Annotated in this window: 26 protein-coding genes and 1 pseudogene; 5 read left to right on the top strand and 22 right to left on the bottom strand. The window is 67.8% G+C overall.

Annotation, left to right across the window (positions count from 1 at the left end):
* The 4 genes from RM190_RS02285 to cobA form a co-directional block, all read right to left on the bottom strand.
* A complete protein-coding gene (locus RM190_RS02285; RefSeq protein ID WP_311757753.1) occupies window positions 1-930 on the bottom strand; it encodes an AEC family transporter in 930 nt (309 codons plus the stop codon).
* A complete protein-coding gene (locus RM190_RS02280) occupies window positions 923-1,156 on the bottom strand; it encodes a sulfurtransferase TusA family protein (protein ID WP_311757752.1) in 234 nt (77 codons plus the stop codon). The genes RM190_RS02285 and RM190_RS02280 overlap by 8 nt, the downstream gene beginning before the upstream one ends.
* The gene (locus RM190_RS02275; protein WP_311757751.1) at window positions 1,153-1,665 is read right to left on the bottom strand and encodes a DUF2478 domain-containing protein; all 513 of its coding nucleotides are present in this window, start codon (window positions 1,663-1,665) and stop codon (window positions 1,153-1,155) included. Before RM190_RS02275 ends, RM190_RS02280 begins: the two co-directional genes overlap by 4 nt.
* Window positions 1,666-1,746: 81 nt before the next feature.
* Entirely contained in the window at window positions 1,747-2,472 is a 726-nt protein-coding gene (gene cobA / locus RM190_RS02270) for a uroporphyrinogen-III C-methyltransferase (RefSeq protein ID WP_311757821.1), read from the bottom strand.
* Window positions 2,473-2,611: 139 nt separating this feature from the next.
* Between cobA and RM190_RS02265 the strand changes: the two genes are divergently transcribed.
* From RM190_RS02265 to plsY, 3 genes are all read left to right on the top strand, one after another.
* Window positions 2,612-3,571 carry an aspartate carbamoyltransferase catalytic subunit gene (locus tag RM190_RS02265; RefSeq protein ID WP_311757750.1) on the top strand — a complete coding sequence of 320 codons (960 nt, stop codon included), beginning with the start codon at window positions 2,612-2,614 and terminating at the stop codon, window positions 3,569-3,571.
* 193 nt (window positions 3,572-3,764) lie between these two features.
* Window positions 3,765-5,042, top strand: coding sequence for a dihydroorotase (pyrC, locus tag RM190_RS02260; RefSeq protein WP_311757749.1), 1,278 nt, complete (start codon window positions 3,765-3,767; stop codon window positions 5,040-5,042).
* Window positions 5,039-5,617 carry a glycerol-3-phosphate 1-O-acyltransferase PlsY gene (gene plsY / locus RM190_RS02255; RefSeq protein WP_311757748.1) on the top strand — a complete coding sequence of 193 codons (579 nt, stop codon included), beginning with the start codon at window positions 5,039-5,041 and terminating at the stop codon, window positions 5,615-5,617. Before pyrC ends, plsY begins: the two co-directional genes overlap by 4 nt.
* A gap of 61 nt (window positions 5,618-5,678) precedes the next feature.
* On the opposite strand, the gene RM190_RS02250 is transcribed toward plsY, so the two are convergent.
* The 6 genes from RM190_RS02250 to RM190_RS02225 all read right to left on the bottom strand — a co-directional run bounded on the left by RM190_RS02250 (window position 5,679) and on the right by RM190_RS02225 (window position 10,142).
* The gene (locus tag RM190_RS02250; RefSeq protein WP_311757747.1) at window positions 5,679-6,554 is read right to left on the bottom strand and encodes a 3-hydroxybutyryl-CoA dehydrogenase; all 876 of its coding nucleotides are present in this window, start codon (window positions 6,552-6,554) and stop codon (window positions 5,679-5,681) included.
* 167 nt (window positions 6,555-6,721) lie between these two features.
* The gene (locus RM190_RS02245; protein WP_311757746.1) at window positions 6,722-7,648 is read right to left on the bottom strand and encodes an electron transfer flavoprotein subunit alpha/FixB family protein; all 927 of its coding nucleotides are present in this window, start codon (window positions 7,646-7,648) and stop codon (window positions 6,722-6,724) included.
* Entirely contained in the window at window positions 7,648-8,406 is a 759-nt protein-coding gene (locus RM190_RS02240; RefSeq protein ID WP_311757745.1) for an electron transfer flavoprotein subunit beta/FixA family protein, read from the bottom strand. The genes RM190_RS02245 and RM190_RS02240 overlap by 1 nt, the downstream gene beginning before the upstream one ends.
* A 122-nt stretch (window positions 8,407-8,528) precedes the next feature.
* On the bottom strand, window positions 8,529-9,101 hold the full coding sequence (locus RM190_RS02235) for a cob(I)yrinic acid a,c-diamide adenosyltransferase (protein ID WP_311757744.1): 573 nt from the start codon (window positions 9,099-9,101) through the stop codon (window positions 8,529-8,531).
* Window positions 9,101-9,301: a twin transmembrane helix small protein gene (locus tag RM190_RS02230; protein WP_311757743.1), complete on the bottom strand. Its 201-nt coding sequence runs from the start codon at window positions 9,299-9,301 to the stop codon at window positions 9,101-9,103. Before RM190_RS02230 ends, RM190_RS02235 begins: the two co-directional genes overlap by 1 nt.
* A 22-nt stretch (window positions 9,302-9,323) precedes the next feature.
* Window positions 9,324-10,142, bottom strand: coding sequence for an SDR family NAD(P)-dependent oxidoreductase (locus RM190_RS02225; protein ID WP_311757742.1), 819 nt, complete (start codon window positions 10,140-10,142; stop codon window positions 9,324-9,326).
* Between the two features lie 105 nt (window positions 10,143-10,247).
* Between RM190_RS02225 and parC the strand changes: the two genes are divergently transcribed.
* Window positions 10,248-12,476: a DNA topoisomerase IV subunit A gene (gene parC / locus RM190_RS02220; RefSeq protein WP_311757741.1), complete on the top strand. Its 2,229-nt coding sequence runs from the start codon at window positions 10,248-10,250 to the stop codon at window positions 12,474-12,476.
* 46 nt (window positions 12,477-12,522) lie between these two features.
* Here the strand turns inward: parC and RM190_RS02215 are convergent, their stop codons facing one another.
* From RM190_RS02215 to cbiE, 8 genes are all read right to left on the bottom strand, one after another.
* Entirely contained in the window at window positions 12,523-12,681 is a 159-nt protein-coding gene (locus RM190_RS02215) for a hypothetical protein (RefSeq protein ID WP_311757740.1), read from the bottom strand.
* Between the two features lie 105 nt (window positions 12,682-12,786).
* Window positions 12,787-13,404 (bottom strand): cytochrome b/b6 domain-containing protein, encoded by a 618-nt coding sequence (locus RM190_RS02210; RefSeq protein WP_311757739.1) that lies wholly within the window; start codon window positions 13,402-13,404, stop codon window positions 12,787-12,789.
* Window positions 13,404-13,871 (bottom strand): c-type cytochrome, encoded by a 468-nt coding sequence (locus tag RM190_RS02205; protein ID WP_311757738.1) that lies wholly within the window; start codon window positions 13,869-13,871, stop codon window positions 13,404-13,406. The genes RM190_RS02210 and RM190_RS02205 overlap by 1 nt, the downstream gene beginning before the upstream one ends.
* A 371-nt stretch (window positions 13,872-14,242) precedes the next feature.
* A complete protein-coding gene (gene cobF, locus RM190_RS02200; RefSeq protein ID WP_311757737.1) occupies window positions 14,243-14,983 on the bottom strand; it encodes a precorrin-6A synthase (deacetylating) in 741 nt (246 codons plus the stop codon).
* The gene (locus tag RM190_RS02195; protein WP_311757736.1) at window positions 14,980-16,278 is read right to left on the bottom strand and encodes a cobyrinate a,c-diamide synthase; all 1,299 of its coding nucleotides are present in this window, start codon (window positions 16,276-16,278) and stop codon (window positions 14,980-14,982) included. Before RM190_RS02195 ends, cobF begins: the two co-directional genes overlap by 4 nt.
* On the bottom strand, window positions 16,275-17,048 hold the full coding sequence (cobM, locus tag RM190_RS02190; RefSeq protein ID WP_311757735.1) for a precorrin-4 C(11)-methyltransferase: 774 nt from the start codon (window positions 17,046-17,048) through the stop codon (window positions 16,275-16,277). Before cobM ends, RM190_RS02195 begins: the two co-directional genes overlap by 4 nt.
* Window positions 17,045-17,395: a cobalamin biosynthesis protein gene (locus tag RM190_RS02185; RefSeq protein WP_311757734.1), complete on the bottom strand. Its 351-nt coding sequence runs from the start codon at window positions 17,393-17,395 to the stop codon at window positions 17,045-17,047. Before RM190_RS02185 ends, cobM begins: the two co-directional genes overlap by 4 nt.
* Window positions 17,392-18,558, bottom strand: coding sequence for a precorrin-6y C5,15-methyltransferase (decarboxylating) subunit CbiE (gene cbiE / locus RM190_RS02180; RefSeq protein ID WP_311757733.1), 1,167 nt, complete (start codon window positions 18,556-18,558; stop codon window positions 17,392-17,394). The genes RM190_RS02185 and cbiE overlap by 4 nt, the downstream gene beginning before the upstream one ends.
* A 1-nt stretch (window position 18,559) precedes the next feature.
* Between cbiE and RM190_RS02175 the strand changes: the two genes are divergently transcribed.
* Window positions 18,560-19,297 (top strand): cobalt-precorrin-6A reductase, encoded by a 738-nt coding sequence (locus tag RM190_RS02175; protein WP_311757732.1) that lies wholly within the window; start codon window positions 18,560-18,562, stop codon window positions 19,295-19,297.
* Here RM190_RS02175 and cobJ read toward each other — a convergent pair.
* The 4 genes and pseudogenes from cobJ to RM190_RS02155 all read right to left on the bottom strand — a co-directional run.
* A complete protein-coding gene (gene cobJ, locus RM190_RS02170; RefSeq protein ID WP_311757731.1) occupies window positions 19,270-20,004 on the bottom strand; it encodes a precorrin-3B C(17)-methyltransferase in 735 nt (244 codons plus the stop codon). The genes RM190_RS02175 and cobJ overlap by 28 nt on opposite strands.
* Window positions 20,001-20,738 (bottom strand): precorrin-2 C(20)-methyltransferase, encoded by a 738-nt coding sequence (cobI, locus tag RM190_RS02165; RefSeq protein WP_311757730.1) that lies wholly within the window; start codon window positions 20,736-20,738, stop codon window positions 20,001-20,003. Before cobI ends, cobJ begins: the two co-directional genes overlap by 4 nt.
* The gene (locus RM190_RS02160; RefSeq protein ID WP_311757820.1) at window positions 20,738-21,367 is read right to left on the bottom strand and encodes a precorrin-8X methylmutase; all 630 of its coding nucleotides are present in this window, start codon (window positions 21,365-21,367) and stop codon (window positions 20,738-20,740) included. Before RM190_RS02160 ends, cobI begins: the two co-directional genes overlap by 1 nt.
* Window positions 21,368-22,339: 972 nt before the next feature.
* Window positions 22,340-22,486 (bottom strand): annotated as a pseudogene (locus tag RM190_RS02155) (precorrin-3B synthase); the annotation flags it as partial.

Here is a 22,486-nt window from a genome sequence, read left to right as displayed (position 1 = left end):
CTAGCCTTTCGTGATCCAGTGAATGACGACAGGGACCGTGGCGATGCTGGCCGCGGTCGAGATCAGGATGGCGGTCGAAACCCGATGCGGCGCGACGCCGAAATGCTGCGCGAGGATATAGACGTTCCCCGCGACCGGCAGGCTTGCCGCGGCAATCATCACCCCAGCCGCGAAAGGGTCGACGTGGAACAGCGCCAGTGCCGCGACGCCGACCGCCAGCGGATGCAGGAACAGTTTCGCTCCGCTCAGCCACAGCGCCGGGCCCAGCCGCTCGGCCGAGCGGCCGGCAAGGCTAGCGCCGATGGCAAACAGCGCGCCGGGCGTCGCCGCGCCCCCAAGAAGAGACAGGAATTCGTCCAGCGGGGCCGGCATCGGCAGATGCAGCCGCGCCCAGACAAGGCCCGCGACCATCGAGACGATCATCGGGTTTGCCGCGATCCCCCGCGCCAGCGGCAGGATGGTCGCTGCAGTGATGCGGCCTTGGCGCGCGCCGGTGACGATCAAGGTGATGACGGTCGAAAACAGCACCAGATCGATTGTCAGCACCATCAGGACCGGCCCGATCGCCTGCTGCCCCAGCAAGACGACCAGCATTGGCACGCCCAGAAAGCCGGTGTTTCCGGTGATCGCGCTATGCGCCTCCATTCCGGCTTCGGCCAGCGGCAGGCGTCGCCAGCGGCCCACGGCCATCGCGATCACCCAAAGCGCCAATGTCCCGCACAGATAGGCCAGAACGAAGGCCGGATCGAAAAGCCGGTCGATGTCCACGGTCGCCGCAAACCGGAACAGCATCGCGGACAAAGCGAAGTAGAAGACGAATTTCGTCAGCCACGCAGTCGCCTCTTGCGGGAACAGTCCGACGCGGCCGGCCAGCCAGCCGGTGCCGATCAGCAGGAAAAAGGGCAGGGTCTTGAGAAAGATTTCAAGCATCGGTTCCGCGTTCGACGGTGTATTCGGTTCCGCCATCGCCGATGTCGCGGGTGGCGACAAGGCGGTGCCCGCCTTCGGTGCAGAAATGCGGCACGTCGATCATCGCGGCGCGGTCGGTCGCCAGCAGAGTGACACGCGCGCCGGGGGGCAGGGGGATCAGCCTTTTGCGCAGCCTCAGCACCGGCAATGGGCACAGCAATCCGCGCGCGTCGATGCTTTCGGTCATGCTGCGCGCCCGATGCGGGCATGGCACCAATCCAGCGCGCCTTCAGGGGGCACCGGTTCGGCCATGTCTCCCGCGAAGGCATGGAAGGCAGGCAACTGTTCGGCCGGGACGGACAGAAGGACGGGGATGCCATGCGCAAGGGCGCTGGCGATGAATTCGCGAAAGCCCCGGCCAAACTCCTCCTGCTTGCCGAACTTGTTCACGATCACCAGATCCGCGCCCTGCGCCAGCACCGCTTCGGCCCGGCCGACGGCGCGGGCCAGCGCGCCGGTATCAAGGCGGCAACCTTCGGAGCAGGTTCCCAGCGTTTGCGAGATGCGGATCGGCGCATCGTCGCCGTCGCCCAGGATTCGCAGATCCATGTCGCAGTCGCGGTCCGGGCCGTGGTCCAGGTTGACCTGGATCGCGCCGGCCAGCCGGAGCCCCCCTGTTTCCAGCGCATCCGCGATCTCGGCCAGAAGCCGGTCGGCGGCGCCCGCCCGATGATCGATGGTGACGAAGCCCAGCATGACCGCTCCTGTATCAGGGGGACAGAATAGTCCCGGTGGCGGCAGGCGCAACCGGGCGGAGTCGGAGATCGGCGATTTCGCCTAGTTGCTGTCGGCCAGCGGGCCGTAAAGGATCAGCGCCGGATGGGCGCTTGGGCCTTCGGCCAGCAACAGCGCCGCCAGCCCCGCCACGGTGGTGCGCACCAGCCGCTGGTGCGGATGGCCGACCGCCTCGGCCAAAAGCGCAGGGGTCGCAGCCGGCAGGCCGTGGCCGATCAGTTGTTCCGCCATCGCGGGAAAGGTGCGCTGCCCCATAAAAACAACCGTCGTGGCATGGGGATCGGCCAGCGCCGCCCAGTTCTGGTCTGCGGGCAGCCCGCCGGTCACATCGGCCCCGGTCACGAACTGAAGCCGCCGTGCGGTCAGCCGCCTGGTCAGCGGCAATCCGGCGACCGCGGCCGCGGCCATGGCGGATGGCACGCCGGGCACGATCTCGAACGGGATGCCATGCGCGCGCAGGGCGGCGATTTCTTCCTCAAGCCGGCCAAAGACACCGGAATCGCCGGATTTCAGCCGAACGACCTGTCGGCCTGCCTGCGCATGTTCGACCAGCAGCGCATTCACATGCTCCTGCTTGGCCGAGGGCCGACCGGCGCGCTTGCCGACCGCGATGCGCAGCGCGTCCGGGCCCGCGCAATCCAGCACCGGCCCCGAGGCAAGGTCGTCGAACAGGACGACATCCGCAGTCTGCAGCCGCTTGACGGCGCGCAGCGTCAGAAGCTCGGGATCACCCGGCCCCGACGAGACGAAGCTGACAATGCCGTTCATATCGTTCATGCTTTCCGCGATGGGCCAAATCCGGCGCAAAGACAAGGGGCAGGATGCTCGCGGCAAGCGCCGCGTGGCTGCTTGCCGCCAAGCGCGGCATTTGCCATATAACCCGCAACCGAACCGGGGGACCCAAGCCATGTTCCGTGCCCGCCATCTTCTGGGGATCGAGCCGCTCGCCCCGGCCGAGATCACCACGCTTCTCGACCTGGCCGAGACCTATGTCGACCTGAACCGACGCACCGTGAAACATTCGGATGCGCTGGAGGGCATGACCCAGATCAACATGTTCTTCGAGAACTCGACCCGCACCCAGTCCAGCTTCGAGCTGGCGGGCAAGCGGCTGGGGGCCGACGTGATGAACATGTCGATGCAGACCTCCAGCGTGAAGAAGGGCGAGACGCTGATCGACACCGCCCTGACGCTGAACGCCATGCACCCGGACCTGCTGATCGTTCGCCACCCGGAATCGGGCGCGGTCGACCTTCTGGCGCAGAAGGTGAATTGCGCGGTCATCAACGCAGGCGACGGCCGGCATGAGCATCCGACGCAGGCGCTGCTGGACGGGCTGACCATCCGCCGCGCCAAGGGGCGGCTGCACCGCCTGACCGTCGCCATCTGCGGCGACATCGCACATAGCCGCGTCGCGCGCTCGAACCTGTTCCTGCTCGGCAAGATGGAGAATCGCCTGCGCCTTGTCGGCCCGGCCACGCTGATGCCCGCTGGGGCCCGCGACTGGGGCTGCGAGGTCTATGAGGACATGCGCGAGGGGCTGAAGGGGGCGGATGTCGTCATGATGCTGCGTCTTCAGAAAGAGCGTATGGACGGCGGCTTCATCCCCTCCGAGCGCGAATATTACCACCGCTGGGGCCTTGACCACGACAAGCTGGCACTGGCCGCGCCCGATGCGATCGTCATGCATCCCGGCCCAATGAATCGCGGGGTCGAGATCGACGGCACCATCGCCGACGATATCAACCGCAGCGTGATCCAGGACCAGGTCGAGATGGGCGTCGCCGTCCGCATGGCCGCGATGGACCTGCTGGCACGGAATCTGCGCGCCGAACGCGGGGCGAAAGCCTCGGAGATGATGGCGTGATCACGGCGGGTCGCGTCCCGTCGGCGCAGGCCAAGCTTGCGCGTCGCGGTTCGCGTGCGCGCGGTCCTTTCAAAGGGCGGGATCCGCTGACGGCTTTTCCTCTCAAGCACCTGCCATCCATCAAAGCCTTGCGCCTGTCTGCCGCCGACGCGCAGGCGCGCGAAATCCGGGCCAATCGCCAAAAGGTACCCGCATGATCCTGCATTTCCAGAACGCACGCCTGATCGATCCCGAGGGCCTGACGGATGAAATCGGCGCGCTGACGATCCGCGATGGCCGCATCGATGCCGTCAATGTCGAGGCACCCGAAGGGGCCGAACTGATCGATTGCGGCGGCAAGTACCTGGCCCCCGGTCTTGTCGACTGGGGCGTCAAGATCGGCGAGCCGGGCGAACGGCACAAGGAAAGCTTCCGCAGCGCGGGGCTGGCCGCGGCGGCGGGCGGGGTCACGACCATCATTGCCCGGCCCGATACCCTGCCGCCGATCGACGCGCCCGAGTCGCTGGAATTTGCCACGCGACGTGCCGCGGATGCGCCGGTGAACATCCGACACATGGCCGCCCTGACCCGCGATCGCGGCGGGCGCGAGATGGTCGAGATGTCCTTCCTGCAGGATGCCGGCGCGGTCGCCTTTACCGACGGCGTCCGCGTCATCGCGGACACGCGACTGATGTCGCGCTGCATGACCTATGCAAGGGGTCTGGGCGCGCTGATCGTCGGCCACCCGCAGGAGCCGGTCCTGTCGCGCGGCACCGCCGCGACCAGCGGCAAGTTCGCTTCGCTTTACGGGCTGCCCGCCGTCTCGCCCATGGCCGAGGTGATGGGTCTGGACCGCGATCTTGCTTTGGTCGCGATGACCGGGGCGCGCTACCACGCCGACCAGATCACCGTCGCGGCCAGCCTGCCCGCCTTGCAGCGCGCACGCGACGCCGGGCTTGACGTCACGGCGGGGATCTCGATTCACCACCTGACGCTGAACGAATTCGATGTCGGCGATTATCGCACCTTCTTCCGCTTCACCCCGCCCCTGCGCGCCGAGGATGACCGCCTTGCCATGATCGAGGCGGTGGCCGATGGCGTGATCGACGTGATCGCCAGCTTCCACACCCCGCAGGACGAGGAATCGAAGCGCCTGCCCTTTGCCGAGGCTGCGCCGGGGGCGGTGGGCCTGCAGACGCTGCTGCCCGCGGCGATGCGGCTTTACCATTCCGGCGGGCTAAGCCTGCCGCAGCTTTGGCGTGCGATGTCGCTGAACCCGTCGCGACGTCTTGGTTTGGATGGCGGGAGGCTCGTCGCGGGAGCTCCGGCCGACCTCGTTCTTTTCGACCCGCATTCGCCCTTCGTTCTTGACCGCTTCACCCTGGTCTCGAAATCCAAGAACACGCCCTTCGACGGGGCGCGGATGCAGGGCAAGGTGCTGGGCACCTGGGTCGCGGGCCGCCGTGTCTTTGGCGAGGAGGCATCGGCATGATCCTTTGGGCCATTCTGGGCTACCTGCTCGGCTCGATCCCGTTCGGACTTGTCATCGCGCGCGCGCTGGGTCTGGGCGACCTGCGCAAGATCGGCTCTGGCAATATCGGCGCGACGAACGTCCTGCGCACCGGCAACAAGCCCGCCGCCTTGGCGACACTGCTGCTCGATTCCGGAAAGGGCGCGGCTGCGGTGCTGCTTGCCCGCTGGCTTGCCGGGCCGGACGCCGCGATGATCGCGGGCGCGGCCGCTTTCCTTGGGCACCTGTTCCCGGTCTGGCTGGGCTTCAAGGGGGGAAAGGGCGTCGCCACCTTCCTCGGGACGCTTCTTGCACTCGACTGGCGGCTGGGGCTTGCCGCCTGTGGGCTATGGCTGCTCGCGGCGGTGATCGGCCGGATCTCGTCGCTGTCGGCGCTGGTCGCGGCGGCGCTTGCCCCCTTCATCGCGCTATGGCTGGACGGGGCGCGCATGGCCGGGGTCGCGGCCTTCATGGCGGCCCTGATCTTCCTGCGCCACCGTGCGAACATTACCCGCATCGTCGCGGGGACCGAGCCCCGCATCGGCCGCAAGACCTGATCTTCACCGTTTTGCAAATACTCCGGGGTCCGGGGCAGCGCCCCGGCAGCCCGGGGTGCGGTTACCGGGTCGGGACCGGAGTCTCTCCGGAATAGTCATAGAAGCCGCGCCCAGTCTTGCGGCCCAGCCACCCGGCCTCGACATATTTCACCAGAAGCGGGCAGGGGCGATACTTTGTATCGGCCAACCCGTCATGCAGCACGTTCATGATCGCAAGGCATGTGTCCAGACCGATGAAATCGGCCAGTTCCAGCGGGCCCATCGGGTGGTTGGCGCCCAGCTTCATCGATTCGTCGATGGACTTGACCGATCCCACCCCCTCGTAAAGCGTATAGACCGCCTCGTTGATCATCGGGATCAGGATGCGATTGACGATGAAGGCGGGGAAATCCTCGGCGCTGGCGGCGGTCTTGCCGATCCTGTGGACGACATCGGCCAGCTCTCGATAGGTCGCCTCGTCGGTGGCGATGCCGCGGATCAGTTCGACCAGCTGCATGACCGGGACAGGGTTCATGAAATGCACGCCGATGAAGCGCCCCGGCCGGTCCGTCCGGCTGGCAAGCCGCGTGATCGAGATCGACGATGTGTTCGAGGCCAGGATCGTCTCGGGCTTCAGATGTGGCAGCAGGTCCTCGAAGATCGCCTGCTTGATCGTCTCACGCTCGGTCGCGGCCTCGATGACCAGATCGCACTGGCCCAGGTCGGCCAGATTCATCGTCGTGCGGATGCGCCCGATTGCGCGGGCCTTGTCCTCGGCCGAGATCTTCTCGCGGCTGACCTGCCGTTCAAGGTTCCGGTCGATCAGCGACAGCGCCTTGTCCATGGCGTCGCGCGAGATGTCGGTCATCAGCACGACGTAGCCCGCAAGGGCGAAGACATGGGCGATGCCGTTGCCCATCTGACCGGCGCCGATCACGCCCACCGATTGAATTGCCATGATGACTTCCCCTTGCGCTATCGCCGGGACGATAGGCGCAACGCCGGTGTTGCATCAATGCAAAAACCGTCCGTGTGACGGACGGTTTTTCTGGGTTTGGGTGGGTGGGGGCTGTGCCCCCGATCCCTTCGGGATCTTCCCCGGGGTATTTTCCGAAACGGTGAAGCTCAGAGCTTGTCGGTCAGTTCCGGCACCAGGGTGAAGAGGTCGCCGACCAGGCCGTAATCGGCGATCTGGAAGATCGGGGCCTCTTCGTCCTTGTTGATGGCGACGATGACCTTGCTGTCCTTCATGCCCGCAAGGTGCTGGATCGCGCCCGAGATGCCCACCGCGACGTAAAGCTCGGGGGCCACGACCTTGCCGGTCTGGCCGACCTGCCAGTCGTTCGGGGCATAGCCGCTGTCGACCGCCGCGCGCGAGGCGCCGACCGCCGCGCCAAGCTTGTCGGCCAGCTTCTCGATCACCGCGAAGCTGTCCTTCGAGCCGACGCCGCGCCCGCCCGAGACCACGCGCTTGGCCGAGGTCAGTTCCGGGCGGTCGCTGGCCGCGACTTCGTCGGCAAGCCAGATCGACAGCGCCGGGTCCGTGGCCGGGGCGGCCTCGGCCAGGCTGGCCGCGCCGCCTTCGGAGGCCGCGTCGAAGCTGGCCGTGCGCAGGGTGAAGACCTTTTTGGCATCCTTCGAACGCACCGTCTGGATGGCGTTGCCGGCATAGACCGGGCGTTCGAACGTGTCGGCATCGATCACCGCCGAGACATCCGAGATCACCATCACGTCGAGCAGAGCGGCGACGCGCGGCATGATGTTCTTGGCATCAGTCGTCGCGGGCGCCGCGATATGGGAATAATCGCCGGCCAGGGACTGGATCAGCGCCGCGGTCGGTTCGGCCAGGCGATGGCCGTAAAGCGGGGCCTCGGCCACCAGCACCTTGCTGACGCCCGCGATCTTGGCGGCCTCGGCGGCGGCGGTCCGGGCCTGCGCCCCGGCGCAAAGCACGGTCACGTCGCCCAGGGATTTCACCGCATTGACCGCCTTGGCGGTCGCGTCGCGGTTCAATTCGCCCCCGGTGACTTCACCCAGCAGAAGAACAGCCATCAGATCACCCCCGCTTCTTTCAGTTTCGCGACCAGCTCGTCGACCGAGCCAACCTTGATGCCGGCGCTGCGGCCGGCCGGTTCGCGGGTCGAGACCACCTCGAGCCGCGGGCTGACATCGACGCCGAAATCGGCCGCGGTCTTTTCGTCCAGCGGTTTCTTCTTGGCCTTCATGATGTTGGGCAGCGAGGCATAGCGCGGCTCGTTCAGGCGCAGGTCGGCGGTGACCACCGCCGGCAGCGCGACCTCGATCGTCTGCAGCCCGCCATCCACCTCGCGCGTGACCTTGGCCTTGCCGCCGTCGAGTTCGAGCTTGCTGGCAAAGGTCGCCTGGCCCCAGCCCAGAAGCGCCGCCAGCATCTGGCCGGTCGCGTTCATGTCGTTGTCGATCGCCTGCTTGCCCGCGATCACCAGCTCGGCGCCCTCGGATTTCGCCACCGCGGCCAGGATCTTGGCCACGGCCAGCGGTTCGATGTCCTGGTGCACGTCATCGGCCGCAACCACAAGGATCGCCCGGTCCGCGCCCATCGCCAGCGCCGTGCGCAGCGTCTCGGCCGCCTGCTTCACGCCGATGCTGACCGCGATCACCTCGGCGGCCTTGCCGGCCTCCTTCAGACGGATCGCCTCTTCAACCGCAATCTCGTCGAAGGGATTCATCGACATCTTGACGTTCGCCAGATCGACACCGGAACCGTCGGCCTTCACGCGGGCCTTCACGTTGTAGTCGATCACGCGCTTCACTGGCACGAGAACCTTCATCGGTCTCTCTCCCTTTTGGTTGCGTCACCTGTTCGGGGGTTTTGTTAGCTGGCCGGTCGGGGCAATAACAGGGAAAAAACGACGCCGTCGCGTCGTTTCGCAACGATCCCGCGCCGATGTCGCTAACGGCTGGCGCCCGGCACCCACAGGATGTCCTGCGCGCCGTTTTCATTGGCGACGCGGGCCGCAACGAAGAGCCAGTCCGACAGGCGGTTGAGGTATTTCACCGCGGCGGGGTTGGCGTCCTCGGCCGCAGCCAGTGCCACGGCCCCACGTTCGGCCCGGCGGGCGACCGTCCGGCACAGGTGCAGATGCGCGGACAGCGCGCTGCCACCCGGCAGGATGAAGCTGCGCAGTGGCGCCAGCGCTGCATTCATGCCGTCGATCTCTGATTCCAGCCGCTCGACCTGGCTGTCGATGATGCGCAGAACGGGATAGGGGGCCTCGGCATCCTCATGCATCCGGGGGCGGGACAGGTCCGCGCCAAGGTCGAACAGGTCGTTCTGAATCACCGAAAGCCGCGCGGCCATCTCGCCTTCGGCATGCAATCGCGCAAGACCCAGCGTGGCGTTCAGTTCGTCGACCGACCCATAGGCTTCGACCCGCAGGGCGTGCTTGGGAACGCGTTCGCCGTTCGACAGCGCGGTTTCGCCCTTGTCGCCGGTGCGGGTATAGATGCGGTTCAGGACAACCATCAGCGGCTCCTTGCCCAAAGATACAGCAGGAACACGACGATCGCGACCGCCTGCGCGATGATGCGCCAGCGCATCAGGCGGTTGCCGTGCTTGCGGTTGAATTCGCCGCCCTTGGCAAAGCCGCCGATACCCGTCGTGAGGATCACGAGGACGGCGAGGCAGCAGATCGCCAGCAGGATTAGCAGGGGTTTGTCGTGCATCTTGAAGCCTTTCTCGGGAAGACTAGCTGCGGCGTGCAAACCAGTCCAGTGCGCGCGTGGAAAGCAGCCTGCGGCCGATTCCCGAAACATGGGTGGGCGTGGTGACGTAATAGCGCGGGCGCGGGTTCGGGCTTTCCAGCGCCTGCGCGATCCGGGCACTGACTGCCGCCGGAGGCAGTTCGAAGCGGTCCTTTTTCGCGCCCGGTTCATACAGGCGTTTCAGCAGCACGCGGCGATACTGCTCGGCCCTCGGACTGGACCGCCAGTCGATCCAGGCCTCGAAATGCGGGATCGAGTTCAGGCGGATTCGGGTGCCGATCGGTCCGGGCTCGATCAGGATGAACTTGACCGGGGTATCGGCCATCTCGACGCGCATCACGTCGGTCAGCCCTTCAAGCGCGAATTTTGTCGCGACATAGGCACCGCGCCAAGGGATGCCGACAAGGCCGAGAACCGAGCTGATGTTGACCACGCGCCCGCCATGTTCGCGGAATTGCGGCAGCAGGCGGCGGGTCAGGTCATGGGTGCCGAACAGGTTCGCCTCGAAGATCGAGCGCAGGGCGCCGCGGGGCAGATCCTCGGCCGCACCGGGAATCGCGAAGGCGGCGTTGTTCACCAGCGCGTCGATGCGCCCCAACGCCAGTGCCTCATCCGCCGCGCGGGCCACGTTGTCTTCATCAGAAAGTTCCAGGTGGATGGCGTCGAAGCCTTCGTCACGGCGGGCGGCCAGATCCTCGGGCTTGCGGCAGGTGGCAATCACGCGCCAGCCCCGCGTCCGCATGTGCCTGGCGGCATCCAGTCCGATGCCCGATGAACAGCCGGTGATCAGAACGGTTTTCATGCATGGCCCCCTGTTGCCGGGACGGTTCTGCGACAAGCGGCGCGCTCGCGCAATACGCGCATTTCCGGCTGGACCGACGGCGCGCGCAGGAATATTCAACCGGACATGTCCGACGATCCGAACATCCCCGATCCGAATGCGGATCAGACCAGCTCCGAACCCTTGTCGCGCGCCATTGGCGAGCGTTACCTGACCTATGCGCTCAGCACGATCATGCACCGGGCGCTGCCCGATGCACGCGACGGGCTGAAGCCGGTCCATCGCCGCATCCTTTACGCGATGCGCGAACTGAGGCTTTCGCCGACGGGTGCGTTCCGGAAATCCGCCAAGATTACCGGCGACGTGATGGGGAACTATCACCCGCATGGCGATGCCGCGATCTATGACGCGATGGCGCGTTTGGCGCAGCCCTTTGCCATGCGTTATCCGCTGGTCGACGGGCAGGGAAACTTCGGCAATATCGACGGCGACAACCCGGCCGCCAGCCGCTATACCGAAGCCCGCCTGACCGCGAGCGCCGAGGCCCTGATGGAGGGGCTGGCCGAGAATGCGGTCGATTTCCGCCCGAACTATGACGGTACGCTGGAAGAACCGATCGTGCTGCCCGCGGCCTTCCCGAACCTGCTGTGCAACGGCGCCAGCGGCATCGCGGTCGGGATGGCGACGAACGTGCCCCCGCACAACCTGCACGAAGTCATCGACGCCTGCCTGCACCTGATCAAGTCGCCGGATGCCCGCGACGACACGCTGATCTCGATCATGCCCGGTCCCGATTTTCCGACGGGCGGCGTTCTGGTCGAAAGCCGCGAGACCATCGCCGAGGCATACCGCACTGGCCGTGGCAGCCTGCGCCTGCGCGCGCGCTGGTCGGTCGAGGATCTGGGTCGGGGCATCTGGCAGGTCGTCGTGACCGAGATCCCCTATCAGGTCCAGAAATCCAAGCTGATCGAGCGGCTGGCCGAGGTGATCCAGCTGAAGAAGGTGCCGATCCTTGCCGATGTCCGCGACGAATCGGCCGAGGATGTGCGCATCGTGCTGGAGCCGCGCGCCCGCAACGTCGACCCCGAGCAGTTGATGGCGGCCCTGTTCCGCGTTTCGGACCTGGAAATCCGTTTCGGGCTGAACATGAACGTCCTGATCGACGGCCGCGTGCCCAAGGTCTGTTCGCTGAAAGAGGTGCTGCGCGCCTTCCTGGACCACCGGCGCGACGTGCTGGTGCGGCGTGCGAACTTCCGGCTGGACAAGATCGCGGCGCGGCTTGAGGTGCTGGAAGGCTATATGATCGCCTTCCTGAACCTTGACCGCGTGATCGAGATCATCCGCTTCGAGGATGATCCCAAGGCGGTGATGATCGCCGAGTTCAAGCTGTCCGAAGTCCAGGTCGAGGCGATCCTGAACATGCGCCTGCGTGCCTTGCGCAGGCTTGAGGAAATCGAGCTTCGCGCCGAGCATGAGAACCTGACAAGGGAACGCGAGGGTCTGGCCGCCATGCTGGCCGACGAAAGCAGCCAATGGGCGAAGATCGCCGAAGAGCTGCGCGAGACCCGCGGCAAGTTCGGCAAGTCGGCCCCCGGCGGATTGCGTCGGACCGAGATCGGCGAAACCGGCGAAGTGGCCGAGATCGACATGGATTCGATGATCGAGCGCGAGCCGATCACCGTCATCCTGTCCAAGATGGGCTGGATCCGTGCGATGAAGGGCCACCAGCCGCTGGATGCCGAGGTGAAGTTCAAGGATGGCGACGGGCCGTTCCTGGCGCTTCATGCCGAGACCACCGACAAGCTGATGGTCTATGGCGCGAACGGACGCTTCTATACCCTGCCGGCGAACAATCTGCCCGGCGGGCGCGGCATGGGCGAGCCGCTGCGGCTGATGATCGACCTGCCGAATGATGCCGCGGTGATCGACATGTTCCCGTGGCGCGACGGGACGCGCTATCTTGTCGCGTCGAAAGCGGGGGACGGGTTCATCGTCGGCGCGCCCGACATCCTGGCCCAGACCCGCGCCGGCAAGCAGGTGCTGAACGGGGATGCGCTGCTGTGCCGCCCGGTCACGGGCGACCATGTCGTCACCGTGGGCGAGAATCGCAAGATGCTGGTCTTCCCGCTGGACGAGCTGCCCGAGATGGGACGCGGCAAGGGCGTGCGCCTGCAGAAGTTCAAGGATGGCGGCCTGTCCGACGCGATCTGCATCACGCTGGCCGACGGCCTGCGTTGGCAGGAAAGCGGTGGGCGCACCCGCAGCGAACCCGACCTGACCGAATGGTTGGGCAAGCGCGCGGGCGCGGGTTACATGGCACCGCGCGGCTTCCCGCGGGACAACAGGTTCAACTGAAATCGGGGCCGGTCGATCCGGCCCCGTTTCACTTTTCCGCCGTCGCTTAGCTGTTCGCTTTGGGCTTCAGGATGATCGTCGTGCCATCCGGGGCCGTCGTGGTCGAAGCGGACTGATCGGCTTTTGCCTTGCTGTAGGGGCAGGCCATTGCTGGCAGAGCTGCCACGGACAGGATCAGTGCTGCGGCGGCAATGATCTTGGTCATGTCGTCGTGCTCCTTGAAAGGGCGGGGAAACACGGTCGGCGAAATCGGGCGCCATCCGTGCGCAGTTCGCATCTTCAGGGTCGCATGCAGCGGCGATTCGCTCAATCAGTCTGTCCCGCGATCACGCACCTGTTTGCGCCCGGTCAGCATCGGCCGGACCAGATCCTCGCGCTTCCAGAAGCGATAGAACAGGATCATCGCGACATGCAGAAGCACCAGGATCAGGACCAGATTGGCCCCGACCTCGTGCCAGCCGACTGCCTTGGCTCGCAGCGCCGGGCTGACATAGCCGGCCAGCGGGCCGATATTGATGTAATCGTCCGGGTCCGAGATCAGCCCGCTTGAAACCTGCGCGGCCAGCACCGCCAGCATGGCGATGACGGAAAGCGCGCCCAGCGGATTGTGGCCGGGCCAATGGCTGGGTTCGCGCAGGAAGATGCCCCGCATGTATCCCGCGACCGCCCCGGGTCCGCGCAGGAAATGCGAAAACCGTGCCGGTGCGGGCCCGATGAATCCCCAGACAAGCCGAAAGAGCAGAAGCCCGATCACGACATAGCCGCACCAGAAATGCAGCGTCATCTTGGCCGGGCCGAATTGCCCCAGACACCAGCCCAGCGACACGAACAGCGCAAGCGTCCAGTGGAACCCGCGCAGCAGCGGATCCCACAGCGCGACCTCTTGCACCGGGTCGTCAGGCGCGGGTCGGGGGGCGGACCCCGCCATCAGCTTTTTTCGCGATAGACGTCGTGGCAGGCCTTGCAGGCAGCGCCCAGCTTGCCGACCACCGGGCCGACCTTGTCCTGCCCGCCCTTCACCGCCTCGGAAGCGCCGGTGGCGGCCTCGACCAGGCCGGCGAACTTGGATTTGAAATCGTCCAGGTTGGTCCAGATCTCGGGCTTGGCGGCGCTGTCCTCGGCCTGGCCATGGGCGCTGCCTTCGATGAACAGGCTGGGCAGGTCGTAATGGGTCAGCGCCTCGATATTGGCGCCGGCGCGGCTGGCCACGGCCTCGTCATAGGCGATGTCGCCCTTGGCCATGCCGGACAGGGTCGCCATGTTGATGGCAAGCATGTTGTAAAAGCCGTGGCGGGCCTCGATCGCCTGTTCGATGGCGTCGTCATCGGCCATCGCGGCCAGAGGTTGAAGCAGGGAAAGCGCGGCAAGGGAGGCGGCGGTCAGGATCTGGCGCATGTCGTCTGTCCTTTGTGTGGCGTTGGGCTGCACGTGGCTCGCGCCGCCAGAGTTGCACAGGCCTTGGATTCTGCCAATCGGACCGTTGGTGCCATTTGCGTGATCACATCGGCTTGGGCGTTGGTCTTGCTTGCGATCTTGCGGGATTTTCGCCCATCGGGCGGGCCGGACTGGCGCTGAAACAAGCAGAGGCTGTCCATACAGCCGACAATACCGGATTGGCGTTGAGTTGTTCTGCACTGCGGCGCAACCTGAAATGGACGGGGCCGCATCCCTGTCACCCCGCGCCGCACGGGGTTCTTCATGGCAGCGCCGCCGTTCTTGCCGCGTCTCTCCTCCCTCCACGCGACGCAAGGACGGCGGCCACCTTTTCAGGGGCGGGCCAGCAGGTAGCTGTCCATGATCCAGCCATGCGCGGCACGGGCGCGGGCCCGGATGCGCGTGATCTCTGGCCCAGCCTGCGCCAGAGGACCAGAATGCAGGATCTGCTGCGGCATTCCCAGATAGGCCCCCCACCAGATCGTCACCCCCAAAGGGTCCAGCCGGTCAAACGAGCATTCTCCGTCCAGCAGCACCACGATCCTGTCCGCGCCCGATGGCCAGCCCTGATCCCGCAGCCTGCGTCCGGTGGTGACGATCACCGGCTGGCCAAGGTCGTTCAGGGGAATCGCATGGGCCGCGCACAGCGCCTGGATCGCGGTGATACCCGGAATGACGCGCAGGTTCAGCGCCATGCGCGCCGACAGGTGGCGGGCAATGCGCAGGCTGCTGTCGTAAAGCGACGGATCGCCCCAGATCAGCAGGCTGGGGCGGCTGGCGCGGTGGCTTTCCAGCACCTGCAGCCAGGAACAGGCGATGGCATCGTGCCAGTCTCGCACCCCCGGCAGATAGCCCTGCGCATCATCGCGGCGGGGCATGGGAAACCGTGCCAGCGGCGGCGGGCTGGGCAGGACCTGCCGGCACAGCGCCTCGCGCAGGAAGGCCAGGTCCGCCTTGTCCTCGCCCTTGTCGGGGATCAGGATCAGGTCCGAATCCAGCATTGCGGCGATGGCCTGCCGGGTCAGGTGGCCGGGACTTCCGGTGCCGATGCCGATCAGGGTCAGGTCGATCATGGTCTTTCCCCGATCAGGTGGAAGAAGCTGCCGGTGGCATTGCCGCGGCGCGAGCCGGTTTCGGAAACGGGAACGCCCTCGGCATCGGTGACATGGGCCAGCGGTGCGTCGGGTTGGTCTAGAATGGTGGCATAGTGGAACTCGTGCCCGGTCAGCACCCCGGCATGGATTCCGGCCAGCGGCGCCAGCGGCGTGGCCAGACGATAGCCCAGATGCATCCGGCGACTGGCATAGCTGCTCTCGATCCCCAAAAGCCCGGCCATGCGATGCCGTTTGCCCGCCGCGTCGACAAGCCCCGCCCCCATAGCCATGTAGCCGCCGCATTCACCATGGACCGGGCGCGTCAGGGCGAAACGCGCCAGCCCGTCGCGGAAACGCGCGGCGGCGGCAAGAGCACCGGCATGAAGCTCGGGATAGCCTCCGGGCAGCCAGCAGGCCCCGGCACTGTCATCGGGCGCCTGATCCGCCAGGGGCGAGAATGGCAGGATCGTGGCCCCGACTGCGCGCCAGCCGTCCAGCAGGTGCGGATAGACAAACGAGAAAGCGTCATCCTGTGCCAGCGCAATGCGCCCGGCTGGCGGCGACAAAGGACGATGCGGCTGCGGCGCAAGACCGCCGCCGGCCGCGGCGAGGATCGCGTCCAGATCAAGGTGGCGGGCCATGCATTCGCCTGCCCGCGACAGAAGCAGGTCCAGCGCGGCATGTTCGCGCGCCTGAACCAGCCCAAGGTGCCGCTCGGGCAGCTCGATCCCAGCGTCGCGGGGCAGGACGCCCAGCACCGGGATCGCCACGGCGTCCAGCGCCAGCCGCATCAGCGCCTCGTGCCGGGCCGAGGCGACGCGGTTCAGCACAACCCCCGCCAGCCGCAGGTCGCGCCGCATCTGGCGAAAGCCAAGGGCGACGGCAGCGACGGATTGCGCCTGCCCGCGGCAGTCCAGAACCAGCAGGACGGGCCAGCCGGTCAGCGCGGCAATATCGGCGCTGGCACCGTTCCCCGCGCCGCCGTGGCGGGCAACTCCGTCGAACAGCCCCATCGAGCCTTCGGCCAGCGCAAGGTCGGCCCCGACCGCCTTGCCGACCAGATGCGCGATCTGCTCCGGTCCCATCGCCCAGCTGTCGAGATTGAAGGATTCGCGCCCCGCCGCCGCGCGGTGAAAGGCGGGGTCGATGTAATCCGGCCCGCTCTTGAAGGGCTGGATCACCAAGCCCCGGGCCCGCAGCGCCGCGATCAGGCCCAGCGTCACCGTGGTCTTGCCGCTGCCCGAGGCAGGGGCGCTGATGACCAGCCCCTTCATTCCGGGAATCGCGGTGCGGCACCGACCGGGCGAAAGCGGCGGTCGTAATCGGCGGCGTAAAGGCGGCTTTCGTCGAAACCTTCGGCGGCCAGCGCCCGCCCGACCAGAATCAGCGCCGTGCGCTCGTCCCGCCCGATGGCCGGATCAAGCGCGGCCAGCGTCGTGCGCAGGATGCGCTGTTCCGGCCAGCTTGCGCGAAAGACCACCGCGACCGGGCAGTCGGGTCCGTAGTGGGGCAGCAGTTCCGAGCGCACGCGATCAAGGACATGGATCGACAGGTGGATCGCCAGCGTCGCGCCGGTCGCGGCAAAGGCGGCCAGCGTCTCGCCTTCGGGCATGGCCGAGGCGCGGCCCGAGGTCCGCGTCAGCACCACCGATTGCGCGACCCCCGGCAGGGTCAGTTCAGCCCCCAGTGCCGCCGCCGCCGCCGCGAAGGACGGAACGCCGGGCGTCACGTCATAGGGGATGCCAAGCGCCCGGAGGCGGCGAAGCTGCTCGCCCATCGCAGACCAGACCGACAGGTCGCCCGAATGAAGCCGCGCCACGTCATGGCCTGCCTGATGTGCCGCCCGGATCTCAGCCATGATGTCATCGAGGCTCAGGGCGGCGGTGTCGACGAGGCGTGCGCCGGGCGGGCAATGGTCCAGCAACGCGCGTGGAACCAGCGATCCCGCGTAAAGGCAGACCGGGCAGGCCGCGATCAGATCGCGCCCGCGCAGCGTAATAAGGTCCGCCGCACCCGGACCCGCACCGATGAAATGGACGGTCACGGGGCATCTCCTTCGGCAATGGCCGCCGTCGCCATGCCATCGCGTGAGGTGACGCGGGGCACGACGATCCGCGCATCAGCGCCAAGTGCGGCCAGTGCCGCAGCCTCGGCGACCGACCCGGTGCCGTGCATCGCCTCGACCCGACTTGATCGGGTGGGGGTCGCGACGCCCGCGACCGGCACCGCCATCAGCGGCAGGTCCAGGTGTCGTGCCAGCGCCTGCAGTGCTGGGGCATGGGCCTTGCTGGCGCAGGTCGCCAGCGCATCCGCACGCCCGGCGCGGGCCAGCGCCTCGCGCAGCGAGGCAAGGGTTGCGCCGTTGCGGAAACCCAGTCCGGCAATTCTCATGGCAAGCTCCATTGTGTGACGGTTCGTAAGGGGGTCCAGCCGCGCATCCGGCCCAGCGGCGCGGTTTCCTGCAGTGAAATCCGGGTCAGGTTGCCCCCGCGCGCGGCGTGAAGCTGGGCCAGCAGCGTCTCGGTCTCAAGCGTGACGGCATTGGCCACGATCCGGGCGGGGGGAAGGGCATCGAACAGCGCGGCATCCGCCCCGCCACCGACAAAGATCGCGTCCGGCAAGGGCAAGTCCGCCAGCGCTTCGGGCGCGGTGCCGGGGACAAGGCGCATCCGCCCGGTCAGGCCGAAAGCCTCGATATTCGTCGCGATGTTCGCCAGCCGGTCTGGGCGTGGCTCGATGCTGAGGGCGCGACCGCCATTCAGGCACCATTCGACCCCGACCGAGCCCGAGCCGCCGCCGATATCCCACAGGGTTTCGCCCGCTCGTGGCGACAGTGCGGCCAGCGTCATTGCGCGGATGGCACGGCGGGTGATCTGCCCGTCATGGGCGAAGACCTCGTCCGGCAGGCCGAAGCCATGCGGCAGGCCGGTCCCGGCGGGCAGCGCGCTGCCATCCAGCGCAACTGCGACCGGGGACCGGCAGGGCAGCGAGAACCGCGCCGCCGTGCTTTTGCGCATCCGCTCGCGCGGCCCGCCCAGCGATTCAAGCGCGATCATCTGCGTCTCGCCCAGGCCGTGGCGGGTCAGCCAGCGGGCAAGCTCGGCCGGGGCTTCCCCGTCGCGCATCAGGCAGATCGCGCGCGCGCCCCGTGCCATGACCGGGCGCAGGCGCGCAAATGGGCTGGCATGCAGGCCAAGGCAGGCGACGTCCTCAAGTCGCCAGCCCAGCCGCGCCGCCGCCAGCGAGAAGGTGCCCGGCACCGGAAAGGCGCGCCATTCGCCCGGTGCCAGCGCCGCCGCCAGCGCGCCCCCCGCGCCGTGCCAGAACGGATCGCCCGAAACCAATGCGGCCACCCGCCGCCCACGCCGGCTGAGCAGCGGCGCGATGTCGAAGGGAACGGGCCAGACCTCTCCCGTGCCGACGCCCGCCAGCGCCAGGTGACGGGGGGCGCCAAAGACGATATCGGCTGCCTCCAGCGCCTCGCGGCTTGCGGGGCAAAGCCCGGCGGGTCCATCCTCGCCCAGTCCGATTATCGAAAGCCAGGGGTCAGCCAAGATGCGCATCCTTCTGTTGGGGGGGACGACGGAAGCGAGCGGCATGGCCCGCCTGCTCGCCGGGGCCGGGATCGACGCGATCTATTCCTATGCGGGCCGGACCAGCGCCCCGGTCGGCCAGCCCCTGCCGATGCGGATCGGCGGGTTCGGCGGGGTCGAGGGCATGGCCACGTTCCTGCGCGAAACGGCCGTGACCCATGTGATCGACGCGACCCATCCCTTTGCCGCGCAGATCAGCCGGAACGCGGTGGCCGCGAGCGCCCTGACCGGCAGCGGCCTGATCGCGCTGGAGCGTCCGGCCTGGGTCGAGCAGCCCGGCGACCACTGGATCGACGTCGCTGATTTCCCTGCCGCCGCTGCTGCCCTGCCGGGCGATGGGGAGGGGGTGTTCCTTGCCATCGGCCGCCAGAATCTTGCGCCCTTCCTTGCCATCCGGCAGCGTTGGCTTTTGCGCTTTGCCGAGGTGGCGGCGCATCCCCTGCCGGGGGCCACGCTGATCGCGTCGCGCGGGCCATTCACGGTGGCGGGGGATGTCCAGCTGATGCGGCGCCACGACATCCGTCATGTCGTCACCAAGAATGCGGGTGGCTCTGCGGCGCAGGCAAAGCTGGTCGCCGCCCGCGAATTGGGGCTGGGGGTCGTCATGATCCGGCGTCCCGACCTGCCGCCGCGCCGGCTTGCCGCAACCCCGGTCGAGGTGATGGACTGGCTTCATGGCAGTGCCGATCGCGGGGTATAGACCCAGCGCCCGACGCGGCAGGTGGCACTGTTGCCAAGGATCACGACCGTGCGCATGTCGGCCATCTCGGGCCGGGCCTCGGACAGGGGCAGGGTCGACAGGCTCTCTTCTGGCGTCGTGACGGCGCGGGCGAAGCAGATCAGCCGCTTTTCCCCGCATTCATCGCGCAGGATCTCCAGCGCGCGCGCGAATTGCTGCGGCCTTGCGCGCGAGCGCGGATTGTAAAGCGCCATCGCGAAATCGGCCTGCGCCGCCAGCCGCAGGCGGCGTTCGACCAGATCCCAGGGCTTCAGGTTGTCGGAGAGGTTGATCGCGCAGAAATCATGGCCCAGCGGCGCGCCAAGCCGTGCGGCGGCGGCCAGCATTGCGGTGATGCCGGGCAGGATGCGGATGTCGGGATCATGGCCCGGCCGGGTCTTCAGCGTTTCGAACAGGGCCGAGGCCATGGCAAAGACCCCCGGATCCCCGGACGAGACGATGACGACCCGTGCGCCCCGCGCGGCCATGTCCAGCGCCAGCGCGGCCCGGTCCAGTTCGACCCTGTTGTCAGACGGATGCAGCGTCAGCCCCGGCCGGGGGGGCACGCGCGCGACATAGGGGGCATAGCCCACGATGTCGGTCGCCTGCGCCAATGCCGCTTCGACCTCGGGCGTGACCAGGGCGGCGTCGCCCGGTCCCAGCCCTGCCACGGCCAGCCAGCCGGTCATTCCGCTGCCTCGGATGCGGGGCGGCGTCCGCGCCCGTGGACAAGGACCGTCGCGAAATAGGGGCAGGCGGCAAGGTCGGCCGCCGCCAGGGGCATCATCCGCTGGTTGGGCATGGTGCCACGCTCGACCAGCCAGGCATCGTCCAGACGATCTGCCAGGGCCAGTGCGCGGGCGATCTTGGGCAGGTTGCGCCCGGTCTTCATCACCACGATCGCGTCGGCGGCGCGCATGTGGCGGGCCAGTTCGTGCTCGGGCAGGGTGCCCATCAGCACGGTCATCGCATCGTCGCCCCAGGTCATCGGCGTTCCGATCGCGTTCCAGCAGCCGGTCATGCCGGGAATGCCGGGGATCACCTCGACCGTTGCGATCGGGGCCAGCCGCGTTTGCAGATGCATGAACGAGCCGTAGAAAAGCGGATCGCCTTCGCACAGCACGACGATGTCATCCTGCGCGGCCAGTGCCGCCAGCCTTGCGGTCCATTCGTCGTAAAACGCGGACAGCAGGCGGTTGTATTCGGGGCTGTCGAAGGGGATTTCGGTCGTGACCGGGTATTCCATCGCGTGTTCCGCGACTCCGGGGGGCAGCATTCCCTCGACGATGCGGCGCGCCTGACCGGGTCGCCCCTTCTTGCGGAAATAGGCGATCTGGCGCGCGCTCCGGATGGCGCGATCCGCGCGGACCGAGATCAGGTCGGGGTCGCCGGGGCCAAGCCCGGCGCAGATGATCCGGCCCATCATGCCTCCTGTCGGCTGGCAAGCGCGTTGATCGCCGCGACCGTGATGGCCGAGCCGCCCAGCCGCCCGTGTACGGTCAGGGCGGGAACGGGCAGATCCTGCATCAGCGCGGCCTTGGATTCGGCGGCCCCGACAAATCCGACCGGGCAACCGATGATCGCGGCGGGTCGCGGGCAGGCGGGATCATGCAGCATGTTCAGCAGGTGAAACAGCGCCGTCGGGGCATTGCCGATGGCGACGACCGCGCCCTTCAGGTCCGCTCGCCACAATTCCAGCGCCGCGGCCGAACGTGTGTTCCCCATCCGCTCGGCCAGTCCGGGGACGCCCGGATCGCCCAGCGTGCAGATGACCCGGTTCCCGGCGGGCAGGCGGTTGCGGGTGATCCCCTCGCTGACCATGCGGGCATCGCACAGGATCGCGGCCCCCCCCTGCAAGGCCAAGCGCGCCGCCGTCGCCATGCCGGGCGAGAATTCGATCTCGCGTTCCAGCCCGACAAGGCCCGCGGCATGGATCATGCGGACGGCGACGGGTTCCTCGTCCGGGTCGAAGCGGTCCAAATCCGCCTCGGCGCGGATGGTTGCAAAGGACTGGCGATAGATCCGCGCGCCGTCGGTTTCATAGTGATGCATGGTCCTGTCCGTGCTGAGATCGGGTGTGTCGGCGTGCGTGGCGACAAGGCCCGCCGCCATGGCAAGGGTCAGTCCCCGGCGCAGGGGCGGGTCGCTGGCCCGGCCATTCTGCACAAGGTCGAAATGATCGGGGGACCGCGCCACCAGCACCCGGGCCGCAGGACCCGGATGCGCGCAGCCCTTGGCGCAGCCGCTGAGATGCAGCGTGCCGGTCCCCATCTGCGGGGCCAGCTTGCGGGCCAGCGCGCGCATGTCGGCCCGCGCTTCGGGGCAGGCGGGCGCGCCCGTGCAGGCGTGGATCCGCATCAGGGGATCGTCCGGCGCGGTGATCGCGCCGGCAATCGCGGGGGGGCGGGCATCCTCGACCAGCAGCATCCGCCAGGGCGTCAGGCGCACCGGTGCGCTGATCGCGGCAAGCTGGGGGGCGGTGATCTGGCCAAAGGCAAATCCCAGCAGCCAGCCCTGTGCCACCGGACCCGGTTGCGGTGCCGGCTCGGGCGAGGATTGCCCGCCCGGCACCGCCCCCGACGGGGGAGGAGGACCCCGCCGGATCAGATCGCGCATCCGCCCGCGCCCGTTGGGGCATCCGCCCTGCGCGACGAACCAGCGGGCAAGCCCCAGCGCGACGTCTGCCGCCTTGTCATAGGGGGCGCGCAGAACCCACGCCGCGCCATCTGGACGAATCTGCCAGCCAGCATCCGCATCGGGCGACAAGCGGAGATCGGCGGGCGCGCCTTCCCGCAGCCGCGCGCCATGATCGACCGCGAAGCCGAACTTGCCCGGCAGATCGGGCCCGTCGTCCCGCGACAACAGGTCCGAAAGCGCCGTCGCGATCCTCCAGGCGGGGCTGTCCAATGGCGCAAGTGGCGACAGGACCACGTTCCGCCGCGCCTCGGCCCGCGGCGAGGCGTCAAGCAGGTCCAGCCCCGCCAGCACGTCCAGCGCTGCCCGGTGGCCCGGTTCGTCCAGCCCGCGAAGCTGCAGGTTCGCGCGCGAGGTCAAGTCGATCAGCCCGTTGCCGTGGCGCTGCGACAGATCCGCCAGCGCCGCAATCTGGCCGACCTCCAGCCGTCCATTCCGGGGCCGGATGCGCAGGATCAATCCGTCGCCGGACCGCAT

The sequence above is a fragment of the Paracoccus broussonetiae genome, assembly GCF_031854425.1.
In the GTDB taxonomy this organism is placed as follows: domain Bacteria; phylum Pseudomonadota; class Alphaproteobacteria; order Rhodobacterales; family Rhodobacteraceae; genus Paracoccus; species Paracoccus broussonetiae.
Note: the sequence above shows the minus strand (reverse complement) of the source record. Positions and strands in the feature narration are given on the sequence as shown.

Bases quoted from the DNA above. Each gene is read 5' to 3' on its own strand.
- RM190_RS02285 (WP_311757753.1), bottom strand. From the start codon at position 930: ATGCTTGAAATCTTTCTCAAGACCCTGCCCTTTTTCCTGCTGATCGGC.
- RM190_RS02280 (WP_311757752.1), bottom strand. From the start codon at position 1,156: ATGACCGAAAGCATCGACGCGCGCGGATTGCTGTGCCCATTGCCGGTG.
- RM190_RS02275 (WP_311757751.1), bottom strand. From the start codon at position 1,665: ATGCTGGGCTTCGTCACCATCGATCATCGGGCGGGCGCCGCCGACCGG.
- cobA (WP_311757821.1), bottom strand. From the start codon at position 2,472: ATGAACGGCATTGTCAGCTTCGTCTCGTCGGGGCCGGGTGATCCCGAG.
- RM190_RS02265 (WP_311757750.1), top strand. From the start codon at position 2,612: ATGTTCCGTGCCCGCCATCTTCTGGGGATCGAGCCGCTCGCCCCGGCC.
- pyrC (WP_311757749.1), top strand. From the start codon at position 3,765: ATGATCCTGCATTTCCAGAACGCACGCCTGATCGATCCCGAGGGCCTG.
- plsY (WP_311757748.1), top strand. From the start codon at position 5,039: ATGATCCTTTGGGCCATTCTGGGCTACCTGCTCGGCTCGATCCCGTTC.
- RM190_RS02250 (WP_311757747.1), bottom strand. From the start codon at position 6,554: ATGGCAATTCAATCGGTGGGCGTGATCGGCGCCGGTCAGATGGGCAAC.
- RM190_RS02245 (WP_311757746.1), bottom strand. From the start codon at position 7,648: ATGGCTGTTCTTCTGCTGGGTGAAGTCACCGGGGGCGAATTGAACCGC.
- RM190_RS02240 (WP_311757745.1), bottom strand. From the start codon at position 8,406: ATGAAGGTTCTCGTGCCAGTGAAGCGCGTGATCGACTACAACGTGAAG.
- RM190_RS02235 (WP_311757744.1), bottom strand. From the start codon at position 9,101: ATGGTTGTCCTGAACCGCATCTATACCCGCACCGGCGACAAGGGCGAA.
- RM190_RS02230 (WP_311757743.1), bottom strand. From the start codon at position 9,301: ATGCACGACAAACCCCTGCTAATCCTGCTGGCGATCTGCTGCCTCGCC.
- RM190_RS02225 (WP_311757742.1), bottom strand. From the start codon at position 10,142: ATGAAAACCGTTCTGATCACCGGCTGTTCATCGGGCATCGGACTGGAT.
- parC (WP_311757741.1), top strand. From the start codon at position 10,248: ATGTCCGACGATCCGAACATCCCCGATCCGAATGCGGATCAGACCAGC.
- RM190_RS02215 (WP_311757740.1), bottom strand. From the start codon at position 12,681: ATGACCAAGATCATTGCCGCCGCAGCACTGATCCTGTCCGTGGCAGCT.
- RM190_RS02210 (WP_311757739.1), bottom strand. From the start codon at position 13,404: ATGGCGGGGTCCGCCCCCCGACCCGCGCCTGACGACCCGGTGCAAGAG.
- RM190_RS02205 (WP_311757738.1), bottom strand. From the start codon at position 13,871: ATGCGCCAGATCCTGACCGCCGCCTCCCTTGCCGCGCTTTCCCTGCTT.
- cobF (WP_311757737.1), bottom strand. From the start codon at position 14,983: ATGATCGACCTGACCCTGATCGGCATCGGCACCGGAAGTCCCGGCCAC.
- RM190_RS02195 (WP_311757736.1), bottom strand. From the start codon at position 16,278: ATGAAGGGGCTGGTCATCAGCGCCCCTGCCTCGGGCAGCGGCAAGACC.
- RM190_RS02185 (WP_311757734.1), bottom strand. From the start codon at position 17,395: ATGAGAATTGCCGGACTGGGTTTCCGCAACGGCGCAACCCTTGCCTCG.
- RM190_RS02175 (WP_311757732.1), top strand. From the start codon at position 18,560: ATGCGCATCCTTCTGTTGGGGGGGACGACGGAAGCGAGCGGCATGGCC.
- cobJ (WP_311757731.1), bottom strand. From the start codon at position 20,004: ATGACCGGCTGGCTGGCCGTGGCAGGGCTGGGACCGGGCGACGCCGCC.
- cobI (WP_311757730.1), bottom strand. From the start codon at position 20,738: ATGGGCCGGATCATCTGCGCCGGGCTTGGCCCCGGCGACCCCGACCTG.
- RM190_RS02160 (WP_311757820.1), bottom strand. From the start codon at position 21,367: ATGCATCACTATGAAACCGACGGCGCGCGGATCTATCGCCAGTCCTTT.